The sequence below is a fragment of the Confluentibacter sediminis genome, from assembly GCF_003258355.1.
GTDB classification, from domain to species: domain Bacteria; phylum Bacteroidota; class Bacteroidia; order Flavobacteriales; family Flavobacteriaceae; genus Confluentibacter; species Confluentibacter sediminis.
Genome location: NZ_QKPO01000015.1, coordinates 96,591 through 123,527 on the forward strand (window position 1 = coordinate 96,591; position 26,937 = coordinate 123,527).

General features: G+C 33.8%; 19 protein-coding genes and 1 pseudogene. 7 read left to right on the forward strand and 13 right to left on the reverse strand.

From position 1 onward, the window contains the following. Positions 1–27: 27 nt before the first annotated feature. The gene (locus DKT72_RS14135; protein WP_111309393.1) at positions 28–2,298 is read right to left on the reverse strand and encodes a glycoside hydrolase family 3 C-terminal domain-containing protein; all 2,271 of its coding nucleotides are present in this window, start codon (positions 2,296–2,298) and stop codon (positions 28–30) included. Between the two features lie 232 nt (positions 2,299–2,530). On the opposite strand from DKT72_RS14135, the gene DKT72_RS14140 reads away from it, so the two are divergent. The 4 genes from DKT72_RS14140 to DKT72_RS14155 are packed head-to-tail and all read left to right on the forward strand — an operon-like array spanning position 2,531 to position 8,363. After that, positions 2,531–4,684 carry an alpha-glucuronidase family glycosyl hydrolase gene (locus DKT72_RS14140; RefSeq protein ID WP_111309394.1) on the forward strand — a complete coding sequence of 718 codons (2,154 nt, stop codon included), beginning with the start codon at positions 2,531–2,533 and terminating at the stop codon, positions 4,682–4,684. A 36-nt stretch (positions 4,685–4,720) separates the two neighbouring features. Further along, positions 4,721–5,863 (forward strand): endo-1,4-beta-xylanase, encoded by a 1,143-nt coding sequence (locus DKT72_RS14145; RefSeq protein ID WP_111309395.1) that lies wholly within the window; start codon positions 4,721–4,723, stop codon positions 5,861–5,863. A gap of 4 nt (positions 5,864–5,867) precedes the next feature. Beyond that, on the forward strand, positions 5,868–7,304 hold the full coding sequence (locus tag DKT72_RS14150; RefSeq protein ID WP_111309396.1) for an MFS transporter: 1,437 nt from the start codon (positions 5,868–5,870) through the stop codon (positions 7,302–7,304). A 21-nt stretch (positions 7,305–7,325) separates the two neighbouring features. Further along, on the forward strand, positions 7,326–8,363 hold the full coding sequence (locus DKT72_RS14155) for a glycoside hydrolase family 43 protein (RefSeq protein WP_111309397.1): 1,038 nt from the start codon (positions 7,326–7,328) through the stop codon (positions 8,361–8,363). A gap of 74 nt (positions 8,364–8,437) precedes the next feature. Here DKT72_RS14155 and DKT72_RS14160 read toward each other — a convergent pair whose 3' ends face one another. From DKT72_RS14160 to DKT72_RS14175, 4 genes are all read right to left on the reverse strand, one after another. Beyond that, complete coding sequence (locus DKT72_RS14160; protein WP_235841713.1) at positions 8,438–11,797, reverse strand: VCBS repeat-containing protein; 3,360 nt, start codon at positions 11,795–11,797, stop codon at positions 8,438–8,440. A 109-nt stretch (positions 11,798–11,906) separates the two neighbouring features. Continuing rightward, entirely contained in the window at positions 11,907–13,454 is a 1,548-nt protein-coding gene (locus DKT72_RS14165; protein WP_111309398.1) for a RagB/SusD family nutrient uptake outer membrane protein, read from the reverse strand. 10 nt (positions 13,455–13,464) lie between these two features. Then, positions 13,465–16,515, reverse strand: coding sequence for a SusC/RagA family TonB-linked outer membrane protein (locus DKT72_RS14170; RefSeq protein ID WP_235841715.1), 3,051 nt, complete (start codon positions 16,513–16,515; stop codon positions 13,465–13,467). A 321-nt stretch (positions 16,516–16,836) separates the two neighbouring features. Then, on the reverse strand, positions 16,837–18,012 hold the full coding sequence (locus DKT72_RS14175) for a 3-deoxy-D-manno-octulosonic acid transferase (protein WP_235841716.1): 1,176 nt from the start codon (positions 18,010–18,012) through the stop codon (positions 16,837–16,839). 204 nt (positions 18,013–18,216) lie between these two features. Between DKT72_RS14175 and DKT72_RS14180 the strand changes: the two genes are divergently transcribed. After that, the gene (locus tag DKT72_RS14180) at positions 18,217–19,371 is read left to right on the forward strand and encodes a DegT/DnrJ/EryC1/StrS family aminotransferase (protein ID WP_111309400.1); all 1,155 of its coding nucleotides are present in this window, start codon (positions 18,217–18,219) and stop codon (positions 19,369–19,371) included. Beyond that, complete coding sequence (galE, locus tag DKT72_RS14185; protein ID WP_111309401.1) at positions 19,364–20,413, forward strand: UDP-glucose 4-epimerase GalE; 1,050 nt, start codon at positions 19,364–19,366, stop codon at positions 20,411–20,413. The genes DKT72_RS14180 and galE overlap by 8 nt, the downstream gene beginning before the upstream one ends. A gap of 23 nt (positions 20,414–20,436) precedes the next feature. Here galE and lspA read toward each other — a convergent pair whose 3' ends face one another. The 7 genes and pseudogenes from lspA to DKT72_RS14215 form a co-directional block, all read right to left on the reverse strand. Continuing rightward, positions 20,437–20,952, reverse strand: a complete 516-nt coding sequence (lspA, locus tag DKT72_RS14190; protein WP_111309402.1) for a signal peptidase II — start codon at positions 20,950–20,952, stop codon at positions 20,437–20,439. A 12-nt stretch (positions 20,953–20,964) separates the two neighbouring features. Then, a complete protein-coding gene (fabD, locus tag DKT72_RS14195) occupies positions 20,965–21,849 on the reverse strand; it encodes an ACP S-malonyltransferase (RefSeq protein WP_111309403.1) in 885 nt (294 codons plus the stop codon). A gap of 32 nt (positions 21,850–21,881) precedes the next feature. After that, positions 21,882–22,442, reverse strand: a complete 561-nt coding sequence (locus tag DKT72_RS14200; protein ID WP_317048443.1) for a sugar O-acetyltransferase — start codon at positions 22,440–22,442, stop codon at positions 21,882–21,884. Positions 22,443–22,453: 11 nt separating this feature from the next. After that, the gene (locus DKT72_RS14205) at positions 22,454–24,010 is read right to left on the reverse strand and encodes an NAD(P)/FAD-dependent oxidoreductase (RefSeq protein WP_111309404.1); all 1,557 of its coding nucleotides are present in this window, start codon (positions 24,008–24,010) and stop codon (positions 22,454–22,456) included. 121 nt (positions 24,011–24,131) lie between these two features. After that, complete coding sequence (locus DKT72_RS18745; RefSeq protein WP_369074225.1) at positions 24,132–24,272, reverse strand: DUF4256 domain-containing protein; 141 nt, start codon at positions 24,270–24,272, stop codon at positions 24,132–24,134. Beyond that, positions 24,248–24,393 (reverse strand): annotated as a pseudogene (locus DKT72_RS18750) (DUF4256 domain-containing protein). The gene DKT72_RS18745 and the pseudogene DKT72_RS18750 overlap by 25 nt, the downstream one beginning before the upstream one ends. Before the next feature lie 128 nt (positions 24,394–24,521). After that, positions 24,522–25,406: a dihydrofolate reductase gene (locus tag DKT72_RS14215; RefSeq protein ID WP_111309432.1), complete on the reverse strand. Its 885-nt coding sequence runs from the start codon at positions 25,404–25,406 to the stop codon at positions 24,522–24,524. Positions 25,407–25,696: 290 nt separating this feature from the next. Between DKT72_RS14215 and DKT72_RS14220 the strand changes: the two genes are divergently transcribed. Beyond that, a complete protein-coding gene (locus DKT72_RS14220; protein ID WP_111309405.1) occupies positions 25,697–25,987 on the forward strand; it encodes an isoamylase early set domain-containing protein in 291 nt (96 codons plus the stop codon). A gap of 53 nt (positions 25,988–26,040) precedes the next feature. Here DKT72_RS14220 and DKT72_RS14225 read toward each other — a convergent pair whose 3' ends face one another. Then, the gene (locus tag DKT72_RS14225; protein ID WP_111309406.1) at positions 26,041–26,865 is read right to left on the reverse strand and encodes a thymidylate synthase; all 825 of its coding nucleotides are present in this window, start codon (positions 26,863–26,865) and stop codon (positions 26,041–26,043) included. Between the last annotated feature and the right edge of the window lie 72 nt (positions 26,866–26,937).

Genomic DNA, 26,937 nt, shown 5'->3' on the forward strand with positions numbered 1-26,937 from the left:
AGTTTATTAGCTAAGATATCTACCCCATTATTTTATAGCAATTAGAATCTCAGACATTTTTGGTGCACCCAGTTCAAAACTACGTTTCATAGGGCTTGAACCACCAACGTAGATTTTAAATTCGCCCAATTCTATTGTTCTTGTACCATCTTCTTTCACAATTTCAAAATCTTTGGGAGTTAGTTCAAATTCCAAATCCTTTGATTCTCCAGGCTCCAAAGTCACTCTTTTTGTATTGATAAGTTGAAAATTAGGAACGGAGACAGATGCTTCTATATCTGATATATATATTTGAGCAACTTCATCTGATTTTACTTTTCCAGAGTTTGTAATTTTCACTTGCACTTTTACACTATCACTTTTTGAAATTGTAGTGCTAGCAGCTTTTATGTTACTATAAGTAAAGTTGGTGTAACTTAATCCAAACCCAAAAGGATACATTGGCTCTTGGTTCATGTATTTATAGGTTCTACCTTTCATAGAATAATCATCAAAAGCTGGTAACTGATCTAAAGACTTTGGAAATGTTATTGGCAATCTGCCGGAAGGGGACACATTCCCAAAAAGAATATCAGCTACAGCCGTTCCGCCTTCTTCACCTGGATACCAAACCATTAAAATAGCATCCGCTAATTCTTGTACTTCTGATAGATTTATAGGACTTCCTCCAGTAATCACAGCTACAATAGGTTTTTTATCTTCCGGATTTTTATCGGCTGCTTCTCGTAATTGCTTAAGATAAGCTATTTGGTTATCTGGTAAATCATAATCCAATCTATCCCCTGCCGTTGAAGAATCAATAGAATCTCCTTCCTCTCCTTGCAAGGTACTGGATAAACCCAAAACCACAATGGTTACATCGCTACTGCCAGCATGCCCAATAGCATAGTTTATAGGGTTTATATTAGGTTTATTAAGCATAGCACCCAATCTATATTGTAACTGACTTGTAGGACTGATAGCTGCACTTACACCTTCTAAAATGGTTACCATATTTGAATTTACACCGTAGTAATTGCCTAAAAGGATTTCTATACTCGTGGCATTTGGCCCCGTAACAAAATATTTTGAAAGGTCATTCTTTAAAGGCAATATGCCATTGTTTTTTAAAAGTACGATACTTTTTTGGGCGGCTTCCTTCGCTAAGGCTCTATTGGTTTTTCCGTTTACCACATCAAATGAAATGTCATCATAAGGATTACTTCCCTTTGGATCGAATAATCCTAACTTAAATCTAGTTTTTAGCAAAATAGCTAATTGGGTGTCTATATCTTTTTCTCCAATTAACCCTTCCTTAATAGCATTGGATAAAGCGGAATACGTAACACCACAATTAAGACTCACGCCGCTTTTTAATGCTAACGCAGCGGCTTCAGTTTCTGTTTTAACAATGCCATGCCCTCCTTCATTAGCTTGTTTGTAGTAATCTTCTAACGCACCACAATCTGTTAAAACATGGCCTTTAAAATGCCATTTATTTCTAAGTACATCAGTAATTAAATAATTATTTGAACAACATGGTTCACCATTAGTTCTATTGTAAGCACACATTACAGATTCCACATTCGCATTAACTAAAGCTTCAAATGCAGGCAAATACGTTTCCCATAAATCTTTTTGACTTACCTCGGCATTAAACTCATGTCTTACTTGCTCTGGTCCACTATGTACCGCAAAATGTTTAGCACAAGCTGCTGTTTTTAAATAGTTTGGATTATCACCCTGCAATCCTTTTACAAAAGCAGTCCCCAAAACAGCTGTTAAATAAGGATCTTCCCCATAAGTTTCTTGACCGCGACCCCATCTTGGATCTCTAAAAATATTAATGTTAGGTGTCCAAAACGTTAACCCATTATATTGTTTGTAGTATCCTTTTTCTGCAGTAGCATTATACAAAGCTCTTGCTTCATCAGAGATTGCTGTTGATACTCTGAATGCTAAATCGGCATCGAAGGTAGCACCTAAACCAATAGCTTGAGGAAAAACGGTGGCGGCACAAGTACGACCAACACCATGTAGTGCTTCATTCCAGTAATCATAAGGAGGAATGTGCAAACGTTCAATGGCTGGTGTACCATTCATCATCTGACTTATTTTTTCTTCAAGTGTTAATCTTGAAATTAAATCTTGAACTCTTTCATCTATTGAAAGTGATGGATTATAAAAAGGAAGTGAATCATAACTATTTTCAGATACTTTATTTACATTCCCTGAAATATTTTCCCTCTTATTATTGCATGAAGTAATAACTAGAATGGATAAGATAATCAAAAGAGAAGGAAATATGGTTTTTCTCATGGCAATTAGTTCTATTTAGTTAAGTTTGGATGGCTATTTTAATACAGCAAATGTATTGAATAATTTTTATTTTAGTTTTGATTGTTTTAGTTTTACGAATTAAATCATATTTTAAATAAATCTTCCTCATTTTAATGGCTGCTATATTGCTAAATACATATAAATTGAGCACTTTAAAAAAAAATTGATAATGCAATATAGCTGAAAATTATATATCTTTCACACAAAATTTATGCTTAAAAAAAACCATTTCATATTATTGTTTTCGATTGTTTTTTGTAATTACATTTTTGCAAATGATGGATACAAATTGTGGCTAGAATATAGTTATATAAAGAGTGAATCTTTAAGAAAAGATTATCTAAAAACTATTGGAAAATTAGTCCCATCAGGGCATTCTGAAACCATAAATATAGGATTAGAAGAGCTTAAAAGAGGATTTGGCAGCATGTTGGGGTCAGAGTTTTTATCTTCTAATAAGAATACCAAAAACACGTTAGTTTTTGGTTCCAAAGCCAATTTGGATAAAGATGTTCTAATTCAATTAGGCAATGCTTTTAATGAAATAAATGAAGAAGGTTTTATTATAAAATCTGTTGCTTTTAAAGGTAAAAACCATATTATAATCACAGGAAAAACAGATGTTGGTGTTCTTTACGGGGTTTATAATTTTTTAAGATTGTTGCAAACAAATCAATCCATAGAAAAATTACATATCATTGATTCCCCAAAAATCAATTTACGTGTTTTAAATCATTGGGATAATTTGGACAGAACGGTAGAAAGGGGTTATGCTGGCTTCTCCATTTGGGATTGGCATCGTCTGCCTGATTATCTAGACCCTCGCTATACAGATTATGCTAGAGCAAATGCTTCTATAGGCCTTAATGGCACTGTTTTAAATAATGTCAATGCCAATGCTATTATTTTGACTCCTCAATACTTAGAAAAAGTAGAGGCCCTTGCCAATATTTTTAGACCTTATGGCATAAAAGTATATTTAACCGCTCGTTTTTCTGCTCCCATAGAAATTGGTGGTTTGGAAACTGCCGATCCGCTTGACTATAATGTTATAAATTGGTGGAAAGAAAAAACGAAAGAGATTTACCAAAGAATTCCCGATTTTGGTGGGTTTTTAGTAAAAGCAAATTCTGAAGGCCAACCCGGACCACAAAATTATGATAGAAATCATGTTGATGGTGCCAATATGCTAGCAAATGCCCTTGAGCCATTTGGAGGCATTGTGATGTGGAGAGCTTTTGTATATTCTGAACATGATGCATCTGATAGAGCGAAACAAGCCTACACGGAGTTTGTACCCTATGATGGTCAATTTAAAGATAATGTCATTATTCAAGTAAAAAATGGCGCTATAGATTTTCAACCGCGAGAACCATTTCACCCCATGTTTGGAGCTATGCCAAAAACGCCATTAATGATGGAGTTTCAAATTACACAAGAGTATTTAGGCTTTAGCACGCATTCCATATTTTTGCCTAAGCTTTATGAGGAAACATTACATGCAGACACCTATAGAAAAGGAAAAGGTTCAACAGTTGCTAAAGATATTGATGGCTCGTTAGACGGCAAAAGACTAACTGGCATCGCTGGTGTTAGTAATATAGGAAATGATATTAATTGGACAGGAAACTCCTTATTACAAGCCAATTGGTATGGATTTGGCAGACTCGCTTGGAATCCATATTTGAGTGCTGAGACTATTGCAGATGAATGGCTAAAACAAACATTCTCCAATAACGAAACCTTTATTAAACCAATAAAACAGATGATGCTGGACTCTAGAGAAGCTGTCGTTAATTATATGACGCCTTTAGGTTTGCATCATATTATGGATACTGGGCACCACTATGGTCCCGGGCCTTGGGTCTCTAATCTTTCAAGGCCTGAATGGAATCCTGTATATTACCATAAGGCAGATTCTCTAGGCATTGGTTTTGATAGAACGCCTACAGGAAGTAATGCCACAGCACAATATGCTCCTGAAGTTGCTAACGTCTTTAATGATTTAAAATCTATTCCAGAACAAGATTTATTATGGTTTCATCATGTCCCTTGGGATTATAAATTAAAAAATGGCAAAACACTTTGGAATGGTATGGCTTTGAAATACCAAGAAGGTGTTGACCAAGTAGCATCTATGATAAAAACTTGGGATAAAATGGAAAATTATGTAGATGTCGAAAGATTTAATAACATAAAAATGTTATTGAACATTCAATATAAAGAAGCCAAATGGTGGCGTGATGCTTGTTTATTATATTTTCAACAATTTTCTGGTATGCCTTTACCAGAAGACGTAGAAAAACCAACGCAAACCTTAGACTATTTTCAATCATTAAAATTTCCTTTCGCTCCGGGTAATTAAAGACTTAAAAAAACAACTAAACTATATAAACAAATCATGAAGATAAAACAACAATTCCTATTTTTTACAGCACTGCTCATATTAGTCATTGGTTGTAAAACCAATGAAGTAGAACCTAAAAAACCTGCGATCACCCTTAGAAATGTTTATGAAGACGCCTTTTATATTGGCACCGCTATTAATAAATTTCAAATAGATGAAAGCGATTCTGTAATGGCAGGTATCGTCGGTAGAGAATTTAGTAGTATTACTGCCGAAAATGAAATGAAGTCGATGCAAATTCATCCAACAAAAGACTCTTTTAATTATGAATATCCAGACAAATTTGTAGCTCTTGGCGAAAAATACAATATGTTCATACATGGGCACACATTAGTTTGGCACAGTCAATTATCTTCATGGATAAGAAGCATAAAAGACAGTACAGAAATGGCCGAAGCCCTTAAAAACCATATCCAAACAATTGTTGGTAGATATAAAGGCAGAGTGAATTCTTGGGATGTTGTAAATGAAGCCTTAAATGAAGATGGTACCTTAAGGCAATCCGTTTTCTTAAACACTATGGGAGAGGATTATTTAGCTTTAGCTTTTAAATGGACATCCGAAACTGATCCTAAAGCAGATTTATATTATAACGATTACAACATGGCTAATGCGGAAAAAAGGAAAGGCGCCATAAAAATGGTTAAAAATATTATAGATAAAGGCATTAAAGTTGATGGTATTGGTATGCAGGGGCATTGGCATTTAAATACGCCTTCTCTTGAAGATATTGAACAAAGTATTTTAGATTACTCGGCTCTAGGTGTTAAAGTTGCGATTACAGAGCTTGACATAAGTGTGCTACCAAATCCTGATGAATTAGTAGGTGCTGACATTGCTCAAAACTTTCAAAATAGTGAAGTAATGAATCCGTATACAAAAGGCTTACCAGATTCTATCCAAGTAAAACTAGCCAACCGTTATAAAGACATTTTTAAAATATTTTTAAAGCATAAAGATAAAATCAGTAGAGTTACATTTTGGGGTGTAAGCGATGGGCAATCTTGGCTTAATGGCTTCCCAGTTAGAGGAAGAACTAATTATCCTTTGCTTTTTGATAGGCAACTAAAACCAAAAAGTGCCTATGATAGTATTATTGCATTAAAACTAAGAGAAGATAAACAACTAACTAAATAAGCACATGAGTACAGATTCACACAAACTATCCATAAAAGAAAAAATTGGATATAGTCTAGGAGACCTCGCAGCAAACTTGGTGTTCCAAACATTGGTTACCTATTTAGCCTATTTCTATACAGATATATATGGACTTAAAGCTCATGACGCCTCTGCAGTAACATTAGTTGTAGGGCTTATAGCCGCCTTTGCTTTTAATCCTATTATGGGCATGATAGCCGATAGGACATCTACCAAATGGGGTAAGTTTAGGCCTTGGATCTTGTGGACAGCCATACCATTAGGAGTGGCATCAATGCTTGCCTTTAGCACTCCTGATTTTGCTTATAAAGGGAAGGTTATCTATGCGGTAATTACCTATACTCTCCTGCTTTTATTATATGCTGCAAACAATTTACCATATTCTGCGTTAAGTGGTGTTATTACAGGTGATATGAAAGAACGAAACAGCTTATCTGCTTACCGTTTTATAGCTGTTATGGGTGCTCAATTTTTCGTTCAAGTATTCATGTACGATTTTATTTTGAAAGCTGGAAATGGCAATAAAGCCGCAGGTATGGAAACCGTAATGACTTGGCTAGCCATAATAGGCACTGTTATGCTACTGATTACATTTTTCACAACAAAAGAACGCGTTGTGCCTAATCTGGATCAAAAATCAAGTATAAAAGAAGATTTAGGTGATTTAATAAAAAACAAACCTTGGGTTATCATGTTAACCCTAACAACGCTAGTCTTTGTAACATTAGCAATGAAAGGTGGTTCTTATGTATATTACTTTGAAAATTATGTAGATCAAAATGCATTAAACTCCTTCTTAAACCCTTTAAAAAGTTTCTTACCAACTTTCGAAAATGAAACATCTTTAGGATTAGGTGTTTTTAATGGAGGTGGGATTCTTATTGGCTTAATAGGTATTGCACTTTCTAAAAGATTGGCAGATAAATATGGCAAACGAAACGTTTTTGGAGCATCTTTATTTATTTCAACACTGTTTATCATTGCCTTTTATTTTTATCCTCCTAAAGCAATCGAAATAATTTTTATTTCTCAAATTTTACACATGTTTTTCTATGGAATTAGTACCCCTATTTTATGGGCGATGATAGCAGATGTAGCCGATTACTCTGAATGGAAAAACAATCGTCGCGCTACGGCTATTATCTTTTCTGCCATGATGGTAGGTTTAAAAGGAGGCTTGAGTATAGGTAGTGCTTTAGTTTCATGGCTATTAGGCGCATATGGATACATTACTAAAGAAGCTGCTGTTGCAGGTATACCCATCATACAACCAGAATCTGCCATACAAGGAACTAGGTTACTTGTAAGCATTTTTCCAGCCATCCCATTTTTAATTGGAGTTGGATTGTTGTTTTTCTATGAAATTAACAAAAAAATGGAGACTCAAATAGAAGCTGATTTAAAAATTAGGAGATTATAATAAATAAAACAATAAATAATAATGCCAGAAGAAGCAATTGATCACATTGATTTTGAAATTTTAAATAAAAAAGCTATTTCGCAGCCTTTAGTGAAGCACATATATACTGCTGATCCATCGGCTCATGTTTTTAATGGAAAAATTTATATATATCCCTCCCATGATATAGATGCAGGAGAAGCATTTGATGACTTAGGAAGTCATTTTGCCATGGAGGATTACCATGTCATATCTATGGAAAGTATTAATAGTGATGCTGTAGATAATGGCTTAGCATTACATGTAAATGATGTGCCTTGGGCAGAAAAACAAATGTGGGCTCCTGATGCTGCACATAAAGATGGAAAATATTATTTATTTTTTCCAGCAAAAGGATATGATGGTATTTTTAGAATAGGAGTCGCAGTAAGTAACTCTCCAGTAGGTTCATTTATCCCACAACCTGAGGCAATAAAAGGAAGTTTTTCAATAGACCCTGCTGTTTTTGAAGATGAAGATGGAAGTTATTATATGTATTTTGGAGGTCTCTGGGGCGGACAATTACAACGTTGGAGAACCGGAATATTTAATGCAGAGCATCCAGATAGTCCAACTGCACATCTTCCTGAAAACAATGAACCTGCTTTAAATGCAAAAGTAGTCAAAATGACGAATGATTTATTGGAGTTTTCCGAAAACCCAAGAGACGTAGTTATTTTAGACGAAAACGGAAATCCCTTATTGGCGGGAGATAATGAAAGACGTTTTTTTGAAGGTCCCTGGTTACACAAATACAATGGGAAATATTATTTTTCGTATTCTACAGGAGATACTCACTTTATTTGTTACGCCATTGGAGATAGTCCTTATGGGCCTTTTACTTACCAAGGGAAAATTTTAAATCCTGTGGTTGGTTGGACGTCCCATCATTCCATTTGTGAGGTTGACAATAAATGGTATTTATTTTATCATGACTCAAGCCTTTCTAAAGGGGTAACTCATTTGAGATCCATTAAAGTTGCAGAAATCACTTATAATGAAGACGGTACTATCAACACTTTAACTCCTTATAAGGATTAAATTCAACAGATTTAATATAAACAAAGAACACCCTCCATTGAGGGTGTTCTTTGTTTATAGCCTACTGTAGAGAATTAAGATTTTAAACACTCAATAAATTGCAAATAATCATTGTTTTTAGCCGCAATAATGTATGATTTATTACCTACTTTTATGGTAGCCATCTCCTTTACATCACCAGGCACAAAGAAACCACTTTTAGTTACTGGAACAGCTTTGAAATCACCTTTTCCGTTTCCTTTTAGAAAAAGACCATAGCCTGCATCATTTCGAGGAGTTTCTACTTCCGAAACATATAAATTTCCTGCTATTAAAGCATCTAAATATCCATCTTTATCATAATCATCAATTAAAATCTGATTGACACTTGATATTTGAGCCATATTAGGCAATTTATGAATGATAAATTTTCCGTTTTTATTTTCCAAATATATGCTTGCAAACGATTTAACTTGATAGTGTAATGAATTTTCTAAATCCCTTTTTGAATACACATCTACTAAAGAGGCTTCTGCAAACGTTTCATAATTTTTAAATTTTTCTTTAATTGAGGGGATTTGTTGAGAAGAACAACCCCTTCCTCTTACTGGATATTGTACCCCTTCATTATAATAACTTAAAACAATATCATTTTTATTGTTCCTGTCAAAATCATTTACATAAATATCAAAAGTTTCATTTTCCTTAGCTTTATACTTATAGTTTAAACCGTTATTTCCTAGTATGTAATCCATATCGCCGTCATTATCAAAATCACCTTGATTGATGCTCCACCACCAACCAGCTGAGTCTTTATTGAGTCCCATATCTTCTGATACTTCTTTAAAACCATTTTTAACATTTTTAAAGACACGAATGGGCATCCATTCTCCAACTATAATAATATCTTGCCAAGTATCATTATCTATATCTGTAATAATTGCACTTGTTGCCATTCCCAAATCCTTAAAAACTTCAGGAGAAAGTATGTTGAACTTTATAGTGTTTTTGTCACTCTTGTTAATTAACACAAAACTATCTGCTGGTAATGGATAATTTCCAGGAACTTGTCTTCCTAAAGTTAAAATATCTGGCTTTCCATCTTTATTAAAATCGGCCGAATAAGCTCTAGAACCACTTGAAATCATTTTAGGTAAAGCTTTGGTTGCTTTACTAAAATTCCCTTTACCATCATTTAAATACAATCGGTCTTGTAAACTTTCCGATTTCTTTTCGGTCAAAAATTCATAGCCTCCACTTACTACATATAAATCATTATCTCCATCATTATCGATATCGATAATTAAGGCCCCTAAATCTTCTGAAACTTTATCTTCATCGAAAAAATTTTGTGTTTGCTTTTCGAAAGCTCCCTTAGTTGTTTGATAAAATAATTGACCTTCAAAACCAGATGATCCTCCAATAAAATAATCGTCTAAACCATCGTTATTTAAATCGCCCACAGCTAATGCAGGTCCAAATGAGGACATTTTATGTGGCAGTAAAACCTGCGTTTCAAAATCATCAAAGATGTTTTCTTCATGTTTATATTCTGGGAAAATTTCTGAAGTAGACGGAACTGTTGCAAACAAAACTTTATCATTTAATTGCTCATCGACAACATTCTTCACTACAGCATCCGTATACTTTAATTTTAATTTTTGATTGGCATTTACATTACTTAGTTCTTGTATTTTACCATCGCCCCAAACTACTTTCAGTTTTTCAATAGTTTTAGATTGTCCTAATCCAAAATGCAATTCAGGAGCAACAGATGATTGAAATCCACGACTTAATGTTAATTCCTGCACTTGAGTTTCATTCTCATTAGTAACATAAACCTTATTTCCAAGTCCGAATTTATTACCATCTTTACCTTCAAAATTTATTGATATATAATTTGTGTTTTCGGAGCTTTTATTTTCAAAAAATGTAGCAATATCATCAATATTATTAATTATTATTTCTAAATCACCATCATTATCAAAATCTGCATAAGCAACACCATTGGAAAAGCCTTTCATTTCAATTCCCCATTTATCGTTAACCTTTTCAAAATTAAGATCTCCATGGTTTTTAAACATGAAGTTATCTATTTTTTCTGAGGGAATCCCTACGCTTTTCTCAAGAATAGATAGGTTCTTTCTTTCATGATCTAAACTTTTAAAATAATCATTATGGTTTATTTCTTTACGCGTACCATTGGTTATATATAAATCCTTTTTTCCATCATTATCAAAATCAGCTAGCAATGGCCCCCAACTCCAGTCTGTTGAAGTGGTTCCTGTAATCCCAGACACATTCGTAAAATAAGGAACACCATCGTCAGTGTAAAGACCAGTATTAATCTGCATGACATTATTCATGTACTGATAATGGAATCCAGCATCGACAACATCCCAAAATAATTGGGGATTCATACTTGCCATATTTGCTTTTTTCCGACGGTTATTATTAGCATCCATATCCACTTGAAATATGTCCAAGTTCCCATCATTGTTTATATCGGCAATGTCTGCTCCCATCCCGTAAAATGCGGTATGTGGCGTTGCTTGTTTAGTTACTTCTTTAAAGGTGCCATCTTGATTATTAATGTAAAAATAGTCCGGTGTGCTAAAATCGTTGGATACATAAACATCATCCCAACCATCATTGTTTACATCACTTACAGTCGCGCTTAATGATAGCCCAAAAGCTTTTACACCTGCCTCGGTCGTTACATCTACAAACTTTCCATTATCATTCTTGTATAAATGATCTGATTCTATATCCTTCACATGATTCAAGGCATAGGTATAAACAACTACAGGTGCCGAAAATGGTGTTGGCGGATAATTAGCCACATACACATCTAAATCACCATCGTTATCATAATCAAAAAAGGTAGCTTGTACACTACTGCCTCTATCGCCTAGACCATATTCCTCAGCGCTCTCCGTAAAAGTTAAATCACCATTATTAATAAACAATTGGTTTTGCCTTGAGCCAGATTGACCGCTAACAGAGCAATAAATATCCAACAATCCATCATCATTAACATCTGCCATAGTTACACCAGTATACCATCTATTATCTCCCCCTACATTAGCTTTATCAGTAACATCTTCAAATTGAAGATTTCCTTTATTTAAGTATAATCTATTTTTAACTTGATTTCCAGTAAAATATATATCTATCAAACCATCATTATTTATATCACCAACAGCTACGCCACCACCCATGTATAAATAACCGTATGTGAAATAGTTTAAAGAATCACTTTCTGTTAGCGTATTAATAAAATTGATTCCTGTCTTGGAAGTATCTAGTTTACTAAAAATTTTAGTATCGGTTAAAGTGGTATTCGATTCCTCTTTTTTAGAACAGTTTTGTAAGGTGCTTAAAGAAATGAACCCTAAACAAAGTCTGAAAAAAAACATAGACGACAGTAAATTATCTGATGTTATTGTTTTCATGATAGTAATTGCATTTGTGAAAAAATAAATGAAAGATAAAAGCAGCGTATTATTTACGCTGCTTTTATTAAACCAAATCAATATAAATTAACTAATAATATCCAAAATATTAATAACCAGGATTTTGATCATCATCTGTTATGGCATCATTATTTGAAATCTCTCTTTGAGGAATTGGCCATAACTCATGTATTCCAGTTTTGAAACCTTGTCCTGACAATTCCGTTCCAGCCATATCCCATCTCAATAAATCGTTAAAACGTGATTGTTCACCAGCAAACTCTACACGTCTTTCATGCACTAAGGCATTAAAAACGTTCTCTGGAGACTGTCCTAATGGCAACTCTGGTAACATCACGCTTGGTCTTTGTCTCACTTCGTTGATATAACCAATAGCAGCATCTTGATCCCCTCCAGGTCTTTTGTTCTCACATTCAGCCATCATAAGCAAAACATCTGCATATCTTATATATTTAAAATTGATACTAGAATTAGTGTTTTCGTTCAAACGTTTATAATAGTTTTGATACTTTCTCCAAGCAGATTGACGTGCCAACGAAATATAAATTTCTGTAGCAGGAACAGTTGCTGGAGGTACTCCTGTTCGAATTGTACGTTGTGCTGGATCCCCTTCGAATATATCCCCATCTGTATAAAAGGTATCATCATACCTAGAGTCTCCTGGTTCATATTCAGCAAGTAAATCATCATCTGGATACGTGTTGAACCAATCGTTCCATCCATACTCCTGTCCCCTTAAAGTAGATTCGTTTTGCCCTGCTCCAGAAACACTACTGTTCCATAAAGCGGATGTTCCTAAAGCTGTATCAAATTCAATCTCAAAAATAGATTCTACACCATGCTCAGTCTCATCCTTAAAATTGTCGAAATAATTTGGTTCCAGAGCATATTTCCCATATATTTTATTAAACTCTGCCAAAGCCAAGTCATATTGTTTTAAAGTTAAATACACTTTACCTAATAGCGCAGTAGCAGCTTCTTTATTTGCTCTTCCTAATTCATATTCCTCTTGGTCCTTACTATATAGTCCAGGTACTGCTGCTTGAAGATCCGAAATAATCAAATTATAAATATCTTCCTTTGGAGATATAGGAAACCCTTCAGGAGTTTTGGGGATTTCAGTAATTAATGGTACATCTCCAAACCTAATAACTAAAAGATAATAATAAAGAGCTCTTAAAAATCTAGCCTCTCCTAAATATTCTGCCTTTTTAACATCACTCAACAAATCGACATTTATACTATTTATTTTGTCTTCATTAACTATAACAAAATTGGCCTTGTTAATGCCTCTAAAGCAACTTTCCCAATAATCTGATATATTTCCATGGCTTGAATCAAACGAAAAATTTCTATATTGAACTTTGTCTGCTTCTAATTGGGGATTTCCCGCAGCGTCCCCACCCATCAAATCCATTTGGAAGAAATAAGCCCTAACGAACAAACCAATTGTTTGAAAATTAGAATATATCGCGTTTACAGCTGATTGTACTTGAGGTTCTGTACTGTAAAAATTATCTGGCGATAATTTTCCTGGATCGGCCAGCTCTAGATCCTTTTCACTACATGCACTGACTATAACTAATATGGTACAAAGTGAGAAAAACGAAAGAATAATTTTATTTGTTGTTTTCATATTTTTTTTTTTAGAATGTAACTTGTAAGCCTACTAAATACGTTTTAGGCTGGGGAAATGCACCTCTATCAATACCAGAATCAAATAGACTTCCATCTGGACCTACATTAGCTATTTCTGGATCTAAACCAGAATAATTCGTTATTGTTATTAAGTTTTGAGCACTGAAATATATTCTGCATTTTGAAAAATAATCTTGACCAAAAGCGTTTTTAGGTAATGTATAGCCAATAGCTAAGTTTTTAAGTCTGGCAAAAGATCCATCTTCTAAATAACGATCTGACATTCTAACATTAAAAGGCGCTCCACTAGTTGCACTACCACCTATTCCAGCCCTAGGAATTGTATTAGAAGGGTTTGTTGGCGTCCATCTATCCAATACACCAACACCTGAATTAAACAACCTTGGCATCCCTTGCAAATCGTATATATTAGTATTTACAAGATCTCTGCCCTGTACACCATTAATAAAAATATTAAAATCCCAATTTTTATATGAAGCTTCAAAATTCACGCCATAAGTAAAATCTGGTGTGGAATTTCCTAAATTGGTTTTATCGGCTTCTGTAATGTTTCCATCCCCATTTAAATCTAAGTATCTAACATCACCTGGCAGCGGACGATATGATATATTAGCTGCAGGAGCAGTAAATACCGCATCAACTTCAGCTGTAGTTTGATATATACCATCGCTCACCAATCCATAATAATAGAAAAGAGGTTCTCCTACTTGAATTCTTGTAATTTGATCATTCTCAAACCCCCCGCCTTGTAAGAACTCTGCAGTTCCTGTAGATTTTGCAATATTCTTACTCGTTCCTACATTTAAGTTTGCAGACCACTTAAAATCTCCCTCATAATCATTATATCCCAAGTTTATTTCAAAACCTTTAGTTTCAACAGAACCTACATTTTTAACTTGTGAACCAGCGTGTACTCCAAGTGATGGAGTAATAGGTACCCTTACTAATAAATCATCACTTGTATTGATGTAATATTCTAAAGCTGCTGTAAGTTTCTCATTAAAAAGACCTACATCCAATCCTATATTTAATTGTTTTGTTTGCTCCCATTTTAAAGCTGCATTTGGTAATGCATCAGGTGTGGTACCAGAACCATTACCATTTCCAAAAGGATAATTAAAATCACTGGTAAGCAATGCTGCATAAGAATAATTAGCTATTTTATCGTTACCTGACACCCCATAACTACCTCTAACTTTTAAGGTACTAAAATCAGAATTTTCCATAAATGCTTCTCTAGCAATATTCCAACCTAAAGACGCAGAATAGAACGTACCCCAACGATTATTCGCACCGAATCTGGATGACGCATCACGTCTAATCGATGCTGATGCTATATATTTGTTATCATAATTGTAATTTAACCTTGCTAAATAACCCAACCTATTATATTCATTATTAGAACTAGTTGCGCTTATTTGTTTATCAGAAGACTGAATGTTATCTATCTCATTAGAAACTGGATTTTGACTACTACCATTCAAATTATTAAATTTATTTTCAAATTTCTCCGCTAATAACAATAATTCAAAATTATGCATATCAGCTATAGTTTTGTTGTACGTTAAGCTATTTGTAAAAATTAGGGTTTGGCCAAAAGAAGAACTTTTATTGATTGAGGCAAAATCCTGTTTATTTTTATCACCATCCGAGTAAGATGGAGTAAAGGTAGAATTATTGGTACTAAAATAATCCAAACCGACTTGTGTTTTGAATTTCAAACCTTCAATAAATTCATATTCAGCAAACACATTACCTACCAAGGCAAATGATCTGTTATTTCTTGTAGAAATCTCCATTATTCTAACAGGGTTCTCCGCATCATTTCCACCATCATCATTATTCGGACCTTGATAACCACCAATATTATCTGGATTGTAAACCGGTAAATAAGGAGCCATTTTTATGGCATGTTCTAGTAAAGAACGTCCTCCAGAGTTAGCTTCTGGTTTTGTTTTATTGAAGTTGACAGACATTGTCTGACCTATTTTTAACTTTCCTAAATCGAAATCACTATTTGCTCTAAAAGAAAATTTTTCAAAACCAGTTTCTATAATGATTCCTTCTTTTTCTGAATATCCTCCAGAAAACCTGAATGTACTTTTCTCTCCACCACCTGAGACTGCCATATCATAGTTTTGAATAAAACCCGTTTGATAGATTTCATCTTGCCAATCGGTTACAATACCTGATTGAGACAAAGGAGATGTTATAGTAACACCATAAGCCTCTTGTGCGTATTGAAGGTATTGTTGTGTATTTAATAGGTCATATCTTTTGTTTTGAGTTTGGAATCCTGTAAATACATTCAATGACAATTCTGTTTGTCCTTTTTTACCTTTTTTGGTTGTCACTACGACAACACCATTGGAACCTTGAGCACCATACACTGCTGTTGTGGAAGCATCCTTTAATATATTTATAGATTCTATGTCGTTTTGGCTGATTCCAGAAAGATTTCCTACTATCACACCATCTACAACATATAAAGGAGCATTATTTCCAAAAGTACCCAATCCTCTTATATTAACTTGAGGTTCAGTACCTGGGCCACCAGTATTAATTACCAGCACCCCCGCTGCACGACCTTGAAGAGCCTCAACAGCATTAGCAACAGGTACAGCAGCAATCTCTTCTGTTTTCACATTAGAAATAGCACCTGTTACGGTTGCTCTACTTTGAGTCCCATAACCTACAACAACCACCTCATCTAGCGCCTGTAGGTCTTCTACCAAAGTAACATCAATAGTTGTTTTTCCGTTTACAGGAATTCTCTGGGTAACAAACCCAACATAACTGATTACAAGGGTTGCATTAGAGGCCACATTTGACAATGTGTATCTACCATCAAAATCGGTAGCAGCACCATTAGAAGTTCCGTCAACAATGACAGATACACCAGGTAATGGTCCGTTTTGATCAGACACAGTACCAGAAACTCTGGTTTGGGCATTCATACCTGTACAAAACATAAACACAAGCAATAGGAATCCTAAATACTTAATGCCTTCTTTTTTAAAAAATAAAAATTTTGTCATAAAATTTAGTTTAGTTTAGTTTTAGTATTAATTGGAATTAACACTTAATTGTTAAATACAAACATGCTCTATTTTAACCAAAACATGTTTTATTTTGTCAAATATAGAAAATTTTTCAAACCAAACAACCGATTGCGCTAAATTTTCAGATTTTTATTACTTACTCTAGGTTAAATTTTCAATCAGTTAACATCAGAATAAGGACACACTATTTTGATAAGTTTAATAATGGTTTGATGTTTTTGAAAAATTGTGGAGTCTTTGTGTTTTTTCGAATATGAAATTACTTTTACAAATGGACATTAAAAAGAAAAATAGTAATTATACCCCTAAGTATTTAAGTATTTCTTTTACTGCACCCTTGTTTCTTTTAATATAATCTGAATTATTACGTCCAGAATATAGTCGCTTTTTTGAATTTTGAATTAATTCCTTTAAAATGGAATTCAATTCTTTTTGATTCGAAATTGAAAACATGCCCTTTAAAGAAATCATCTCTTTCGCTTCGGGAAATTTAGAAAAGTTATTACCTATTATAATAGGTATCCCAAAAACCGCTGGTTCTAATGTATTATGCAATCCAGTAGTGCCTACTGCGCCACCAACATAAGCAATGTCAGCATAGCTATAAATTTTGGAAAGTATTCCGATGGTATCTACTATTAAAATTTGAGTATCCTGAAGTTTTTTGTTATCCTTATTAGAAAACAAAACACTTTCCACTAACAACTTTTCTTGGATATTTTTTATTTGTCCTGATTTAATGTTATGTGGTGCCATTATAAATTTCACATCTTTGGATGCTTCAGAATTTATAAACTCAATAAGCAATGCTTCGTCTTCGGGCCAAGTACTACCCGCAACTACGCATAATTTATCTTGTTTAAAGATTTCAATAAAATCTAAATAATTATCTTGGTGTAATTGACTAGATACCCTATCAAAACGAGTGTCTCCAGAAACTGTTACATGATTATAATGTATAGAATTAAGTAACTTTTTAGATTTTTCATTCTGAGTGAAAATATGCTCGAAAGCAAACAAAGCGTCTCTTAAAGATTTTCCATAAAATTTAAAAAAAGATTGGTCGCCTCTAAAACTAGCTGAAATAAGAATCGCTCTTAGTTTCTTTTTTTTTAATTCATTTAAAAAATTTGGCCAAATATCATATTTTACAAAAACTGTCAATTCTGGATTAACTATATCTAAAAACAGCTTTGCATTATTCTTTGTATCTAATGGTAAATAAACAACAATATCCGCAATGGGTGAGTTTTTTCTAATTTCATAACCAGATGGGGAAAAAAAACTTAAAACAATTTTATGATTTCTAAAATGAGCTCTTAATACTTCAAATACGGGAAGGCCTTGTTCATATTCTCCTAAGGATGCACAGTGAAACCAAAGTGTTTTATCTTTATAAGTTAAATTGTTTTTTAAAATAGTGAAAGTCTCGGATCTACCTTTGTCTCCCAATTCAATTTTCTTATTAAACAAGGAAGCGCATTTTAATCCAAAATGTGCAAGATGAACTCCAATATTATATATAAAACCCAATTCTTTTTTCTTTGATGCTAAATTACATTTCTTTGAAATAAATTAACCAATTACGTAAATGAATTTTGTAATTTTGTATGTCTCCAAATCAAACTCAGGAGTTGTTAAAATTGACCACACATACATGGTCTGTAATTTTTTTAGATGAATAAAATTCAAATGGTTGACCTTAAAGGTCAATATACCCAAATTAAAGATGTCATTAATGCTTCAATCCAAGAAGTTATGGAAACTACCGCATTCATTAACGGTCCAAAAGTTCAGGAATTTCAAAAAAATTTAGAAGCATATTTAGGTGTTAAACATGTAATTCCTTGCGCTAATGGAACGGATGCGTTGCAGATTGCCATGATGGGATTAGGATTAAAACCTGGCGATGAAGTTATTACAGCAGATTTTACCTTTGCTGCAACTGTTGAGGTTATTGCTTTACTACAGCTTACACCTGTTTTAGTTGATGTTAATGAAGATGATTTCAATATTAACATTGAAGCTATTAAAAAAGCCATTACGCCCAAAACAAAAGCTATTGTGCCAGTGCACTTGTTTGGTCAATGCGCCAATATGGAAGCTGTTATGGAAATTGCAAAAGCTCATAATTTATATGTTATTGAAGATAATGCACAAGCCATTGGGGCAAACTACACTTATAAAAATGGCAAAAAAGTAAAAGCTGGAACTATAGGAGATGTTGGAGCCACTTCGTTTTTCCCTTCAAAAAATTTAGGTTGCTATGGTGATGGCGGTGCTATATTTACAAATGACGATGATTTAGCCCATACCCTTAGAGGCATCGTAAATCATGGTATGTATGAACGTTATCATCATGACGTCGTTGGGGTAAACTCTCGTTTAGATAGTATACAGGCTGCTGTTTTAGATGCTAAATTACCACATTTAGACACTTATAATAAAGCTAGACAAAATGCTGCTAAAAAATACAATTTAGCCTTTAAAGATGTTAAAAATATCAAGACTCCTAAAACTGTTAGGAATTGTGATGACATATGTGATATTTGCGATTGCCATGTATTTCACCAATATACATTGCAACTTAAAGGTATAGATAGGGATGCTTTAGTAAAGCATTTAGGTGAAAAATCAATTCCTTGCGGAGTCTATTACCCTATACCACTTCATAAACAAAAAGCCTATTCAGATGAGCGTTATAATGAAGAAGATTTTGCCGTAACAAATAAATTGGCTAAAGAAGTTATTTCATTGCCAATGCATACTGAATTGGATAATGAACAAATCGATTATATTACCTCAACTATTATAAATTTTATAAATGGATAAAATATTAGTAACTGGTGGATTGGGCTTTATTGGTTCTCATACAGTGGTAGAATTACAAAATGAGGGCTATGAAGTGGTTATTATTGATAATCTATCAAATGCTTCCATAGATGTTCTAGATGGTATTACGTCTATAACGGGCAAAGCCCCTATTTTCGAAAAATTAGATTTAAAAGATAAAGAAAGTGTCGAGGCTTTTTTCAAAAAACATAACGATTTGAAAGGAGTTATTCATTTCGCTGCTAGTAAGGCTGTTGGTGAAAGTGTAAAGGAACCATTAATGTATTATGAAAATAATATAGGTACGCTGGTTTACATTCTAAAAGAATTAAAGAAATTGCCTTCTGGAAATTTTATATTTAGCTCCTCTTGTACAGTGTATGGCCAAGCAGATGAATTACCAATCACTGAAAATGCTCCTGTAAAATTAGCGGAATCTCCTTATGGAAACACCAAACAAATTGGCGAAGAAATCATCAAGGATACTTGCAAAGTAACCCCAAATTTAAAAGCTATAGCTTTACGATATTTTAATCCAATAGGAGCACATGACTCAGCTAAAATTGGTGAATTACCCATTGGAGTTCCCCAAAATTTAGTACCTTTTATTACACAAACCGCCATAGGAATTCGAGAACAGCTCTCTGTGTTTGGTGATGATTACCCGACATCAGATGGTACTTGTGTTAGAGATTACATTCATGTAGTAGATTTAGCTAAAGCTCACGTTATTGCTTTGCAACGTTTACTTAACAACAAAAACAAAGATAATTATGAAACCTTTAACCTAGGAACTGGAACAGGAAGTTCTGTATTGGAAGTCATCCATTCATTTGAAAAGGTTTCTGGTGAAAAACTAAACTATAAAATCGTTGATAGACGTGAAGGCGATGTTGTTTCGGCTTATGCAGATACCACAAAAGCTAATAATGAATTGGGGTGGAAATCTCAATTAACTTTAGATGACGCCATGAGTTCCGCATGGAAATGGGAAAAAAGGTTAGGGGTAAATAACCCTCTGATGTCTAAAAAAGGCGGTTAATAAAATTTAGCCGCCTTTTTTTATTATTCTGCTATTCTCTTCTTCTTTTTAAAACTTATCAGAACAAGTATAATCATTCCAGTAGTTACTGATAAGTCTGCCATATTAAAAATACCCGTTTTAAAAACGCCTCCTAAATCTATATAAAAAAAGTCAGTGACCGATCCATACATAATTCTGTCATAAACATTTGCAATTCCTCCGCCAATAATACTAGCAAAAGCAAAAAGTGATACGTTATCTAACATTTTGTCTTTTAAAATATGGCGTAAAACAAAAGCCAAAACGATCATTGGTAAAATAAGTAAGAAGACGAGTCTAAGGGTCGGGTTTAAATCACTCCCCATACCTAAAAAAGCACCTGTGTTTTCAACATTCATCATAATGAAAGCATTACCAATTAATGAAATGCGTTCTCCTGAACTTATCTCTGTCTGAGGTTGAATATTAGCTCTTACAAGCACTTTAGAAATTTGATCGATGGCAATGGTCAATACAATTACTAATATGATATAAATGGAGCGTTTCGATAATTTCATTAGCCTATTTAATTATATTAAAATTGCTGAAGTAGTTTCTGCATCTCTATAAATTTTTTTCACTAAACCTTGCAATACATTTCCCGGCCCTACCTCGGTAAATAGACTAGCTCCATCGGTAATCATTTGCTGTATAGACTGTGTCCAGCGCACTGGTGCTGTAAGTTGTAAAATTAAATTTGTCTTAATATCATTTTCATTAATCACAGCTTGAGCTGTAACATTTTGATAAATTGGACAGTTTGGTATATTAAACACTGTATTTTCGATAGCTGCTGCCAATTCTTCTCTGGCAGGTTCCATTAAAGGGGAATGAAAAGCACCACCAACTGGCAATACCAAAGCACGTCTAGCTCCAGCTGCTTTTAAAGCTTCACATGCTCTATTTACGGCATCAATCTCACCTGAAATAACTAGTTGCCCAGGGCAATTATAATTTGCCGCAACAACAACACCTTCTGTTGAAGCACATATTCTTTCAACAATATCGTCTGCTAATCCTAAAACAGCAGCCATGGTACTTGGTTGAATTTCGCAAGCCTTTTGCATGGCTATGGCACGTTGTGAGACCAACTTTAATCCATCTTCAAAATTTAAAGTATCATTGGCAACTAATGCTGAAAACTCTCCTAAGGAATGTCCTGCAACCATATCTGGTTTAAAGCTATCCCCTAAAGTTTTTGCAAGAATCACCGAATGTAAAAATATGGCGGGTTGTGTTACTTTGGTTTCTTTAAGGTCTTCAGCAGAACCTTCAAACATAATATCTGTAATGTTAAAACCAAGAATATCATTCGCTTGTTCAAACATTTTTTTTGCTAAAGACGAATTCTTATAAAGTTCTAAACCCATTCCTGAAAATTGGGCTCCTTGACCTGGAAATATATATGCGTTCATGTATTTTATTTTTTGTGGTGCAAAAATAGGAATTAATTATTATTTATACTCTTAATCACTTTAGCAGGATTACCACCAATAACAACATTATCAGGAAAACTTTTAGTAACAACAGCTCCTGCTGCCACAACTGTATTATTGCCTAATGTAACCCCTGGACAAATGATAGCTCCACCTCCAATCCATACATTGTTGCCTATAGTTATTGGTTTTGCATATTCTTTCCCACTATTTCTTAATTTATATTCTATAGGATGTGTTGCAGTGTAAATTTGTACATGAGGTGCAAACATGCAATTATCTCCAATGATTACAGTTGCCACATCTAAAATGCAGCAATTAAAATTCATAAAAACATTGTGACCTACTTTAATATTACTACCATAATCGCAATGAAATGGCGGTTCTACAAATAAATTTTCTCCAGCACCTTCAAAAATCTCATATAATACCTTATTTCGCTCTTCCATATGTTCTTCACTCAAACTATTGAATTTGTGAAACAATAGTCGAACGCGATGACGCTCTTTCATTAATTCTGGATCAGATGGATTATACATTTCACCTGCTAACATTTTCTGTTTTTCTGTCATAATATTAAATTTTATAAACCAATAACGGCTGCTTCCGCACAACGTTCGCCATCCATAGCGGCAGAAACGATGCCTCCCGCATAACCACCACCCTCTCCACATGGAAATAAGCCTTTAATTTGTGGATGTTCTAACTGTTCGTTTCTTGGAATACAAACTGGGGATGAGGTTCTAGATTCCACGCCTACAACATTCGCTTCAGACGTATAATAACCTTTCATTTTTTGTCCGAAAGCCTGAAATCCCTTTCGTAAACTACTTCCTATTAATTTGGGTAGTAAAGAATGTAATGGCGCAGAATTTAACCCTGGTTGATACGACGATGCATTTAAATCTGCCGATAGCCGTCCTTCAACAAAATCGGTTAAACGTTGCGCTGGTGCTACCTGACTTCTACCACCGGCAGTAAACGCTATTTTTTCTAAATTCTTTTGATATTCCAACCCTTTTAAAGGTCCAAAATGCTCATATTTATGTAAATCTCTATTCACATCAATTTCAACTACAATACCAGAATTGGCGAATAGATTATTTCGTTTTGATGGAGACATACCATTTACGACTACTTCACCATTAGCTGTTGCTGCAGGCACAATAAATCCACCAGGACACATACAAAATGAATATACACCACGATTATTGACTTGTTGTACTAAACTGTATGATGCAGCGGGCAATAATTCATTTCTTTCACCACTGCAATGATATTGAATAGAATCTATGATATGCTGTGGATGCTCTACCCGAACACCCATAGCAAACGATTTAGCTTCTAATGCAATGTCTTTTTTATGAAGTAAATAAAATATGTCGCGTGCTGAGTGTCCTGTTGCTAAAACAACCCGGTTTACAGGCATTTCTTCACCGTTTTGCAATTGAATGGCTCGTAGTTTGTTGTTTTTTATAATGAAATCGACCACTCGGGTTTCAAAGTGAATATCACCTCCATATTTCAATATAGTTTCCCGAATATTCTGTACGACTTTTGGAAGTTTATTGGTACCGATATGAGGATGTGCATCAACCAATATTTGGTCTGTGGCACCATGAAAGACTAAGTTTTCAAAAATACGCCGTACATCACCACGTTTTAAACTTCTGGTATATAACTTACCATCACTATAGGTTCCCGCACCTCCTTCTCCGAAACAATAATTGGAGTCTTCGTTTACAAAATGATCTTGATTAATCGCTCTCAAATCGCGACGACGGTCTTGTACATTTTTACCACGCTCTAAAACAATGGGCTTAAAGCCCAATTCAATACAACGCAAAGCTGCATACATCCCTGCTGGACCAAACCCTATGATATGAATCGTTTTAGCTTTTGAAACATCTTGATATTCAAATTGATAATCTGAAGTTTTTGGCAGCATTTCTCGAATATAAACAGCAACTTTATAGTTGAAAATAATTTTTGTTTTACGGGCATCAATAGATTTTCGAAGCACTTTTACACCTGTAATATCTTCTTTATCAATATTTAAAGCTTGAGCAGATTTAACTACTAAAATATCCTTATATTCTTCTTCTTTAAGCGTAACACGAAGCTGAAGTTCTTCTATCATACTGCAAAATTACTGAAATTTGGTATATAGGATTCATTTCTTTTTATATTAAACAAATTCAATTAAAAAGATGTTAAAATAGTTTATGTATAAACAAAGTATTTATTGCTATAGAGTAAAATCAAACTTTTAATAACCCACGAAATCCTCTAGCAGCATAATAAGATTGTGCATCATTGTGGTAAACAAAAACCATATCATAACGGTAATCGCCAAAAATAGGACCTTCTAGTTTCCTTATAGCTGCTGATGTTTTAACCAACTGGGTGTTTTGGCATCAAAATCAATAACGTCAGGTTTACCACCTGTAATTTCCATTTCATTAAGCGACCAAAGTTTTTCAGGTTGGACTCTAGTTTTGTCTGAACATTTAACCATTCCATATCGGCATGCCGATTCTTATGCTTCTCAAAACATGCTTTTAACACGTTTATAAGGCGTGTGTGATAATTGCTTTTTAGTTCCCACACGATAATGTATTAGTTGAATACTTTATAAAACAAATAAATTTTCAGCTTCTAACGTAGGTAATAAAGGAAAAATCATACTCATTGTTTTCGTCTTTTTTATGGAAAATATTATTAGTTTCCTTCCAAACAGATGTATCAATCTCAGGAAAAAATGTATCGGCTTCAAAGGTTTCGTGCAGTCTGGTAATTTCAATTTTATTGGCCATATCCATAGCCTGCTTGTAAATTTCACCTCCACCAATTATAAATGGCTGTGTATCGTTTTTAGCAATAGTAATGGCGTCTTTTAGTGTATTAACAATAATAACGCCTTGTGGTGCTTTATAGTTAGCTTGTCTGGTAATTACAACGTGGGTTCTGTTTGGCAATGGCTTCGCAAAACTTTCAAACGTTTTTCGTCCCATAATAATGTAATGCCCATTAGTAAGCTTTTTAAATCGTTTTAAATCGTCGCTTAAGTGCCAAATTAATTTATTGTCTTTGCCTATCGCATTATTTTCGGCAGCGGCAACAATTAAGGTTAGTTTAGACTTTTTTTTTTCTGAATCTTCTAGAGAAGCTTCCGCTTCTAAATTCTGTTTTAGTGATTCTATGCGCTTTTCTTGTTTGGAAACCAATTTTTGTAATTGATTTTCTTCCCACGCTTTGCCCATAAACTTATGTGTTATAAACACATTGAAAAGATGATAAAGCAACAAAAATAACCAAATTAAGATAGCAAATACAAACCAATTCGTATCAAAAGGTCTAAATTCCTTTCCTAAACCCAGCACCAAATTGAGGAATATAAAAAATACGGATCCTATTAAGAAAACCACAAAATGTATGTACAAACGCTTTTTTTGTTTGATTCGTTTTTGAGCATTTTTTAGAAGTTCTAACTGATCTTTATCTATCTGTGGTTTTGCATTACTTTTTCCAAACATCTTGTAATAATTATAATATGTAAAATTAATGTTTTTTAATGAAAATAGAACCATTACAAACAGGTTATATTAAAATTTGACATCATATTAACCCATTTAAAATCAGATAAAAACAAAATTTACAATACTGATGATTCTACAATTTAATCAATAATTTTTTATTCAGATAAGATTAAAAAGAACTCATATTAATAAATTGATAATTCTTTATTTCGAAGCTGATTAATGTTTAAAGCTTAGAAAATTGTTTCCTAAATTTGCAACAACAAACAACACAACACATTCTAATTATGTCTATTACAAAACAATATCTTAAAAGCAAACCTATTTGCAAAGTAACTTTTTCAATACTTGCTGAAGATGCTAAAAAAGTTGAACTTGCGGGAAGTTTTAACAAATGGAAAGCTACACCTTTAAAAAAATTAAAAAATGGAACTTTTAAAGGAACCATTGATTTAGATACCGAAAGTTCTTATGAATTTAAATACATTGTTGACGGTATTTATGTAAACGATGATGCTGCCGATAATTATGTATGGAATGATTTTGCCGCTGCCAATAATAGCGTTGTAAATGTTTAGTTGAATCCTAAAAATTAAACAAAAAAGTGCTTTCAAATGAAAGCACTTTTTTTTTATATAGCTACGGCTCCTTTAATATGAGGATGCGGATTATAATCTACCAAAGTAAAGTCTTCAAATTTAAAATCGAAAATATCTTTAATTTCTGGATTTAACAGCATTTTCGGCAATGGCCTTAAGTCTCTAGACAATTGTAATTCCAATTGCTCAAAATGATTGCTATAAATATGGGCATCCCCAAAGGTGTGAATAAATTCACCTGGCTGATAACCACAAACTTGAGCCATCATCATGGTAAATAAAGCATAGGATGCAATATTAAATGGCACACCTAAAAATATATCAGCACTACGTTGATAGAGTTGACAAGACAGTTTCCCTTCAGCGACATAAAATTGAAAAAATGCATGGCAAGGAGGCAAAGCAGCCTTCCCATTAGCAACATTTTCACTAAACGATTTTGAGGTATCTGGCAAAACTGATGGATTCCAAGCAGACACCAACATACGTCGGCTATTTGGATTGTTTTTTAAAGTTTCAACTACTTCTTTTATTTGGTCTATTTCATCACTGTTCCAATTACGCCACTGGTGACCGTAAACAGGTCCTAAATCACCATGTTCATCAGCCCACTCATTCCAAATACGCACACCGTTTTCGGTTAGATAATCTATATTCGTATCACCTTTTAAAAACCAAAGTAATTCATAAATAATAGATTTTAAATGTAACTTTTTAGTAGTTACCATAGGAAAACCTTCACTTAAGTCAAATCGCATTTGGTAACCAAAAACACTTTTTGTGCCAGTACCCGTACGGTCACCTTTTTGGTTGCCATTTTCTAAAACGTGCTTTACTAGATCGTGATATTGTTTCATAAATTATTCTTCAATCTTCTCAATGAGAAGAAAATTTTAATCATTTAGATTGTAAAAATAGAAAATAGGAAT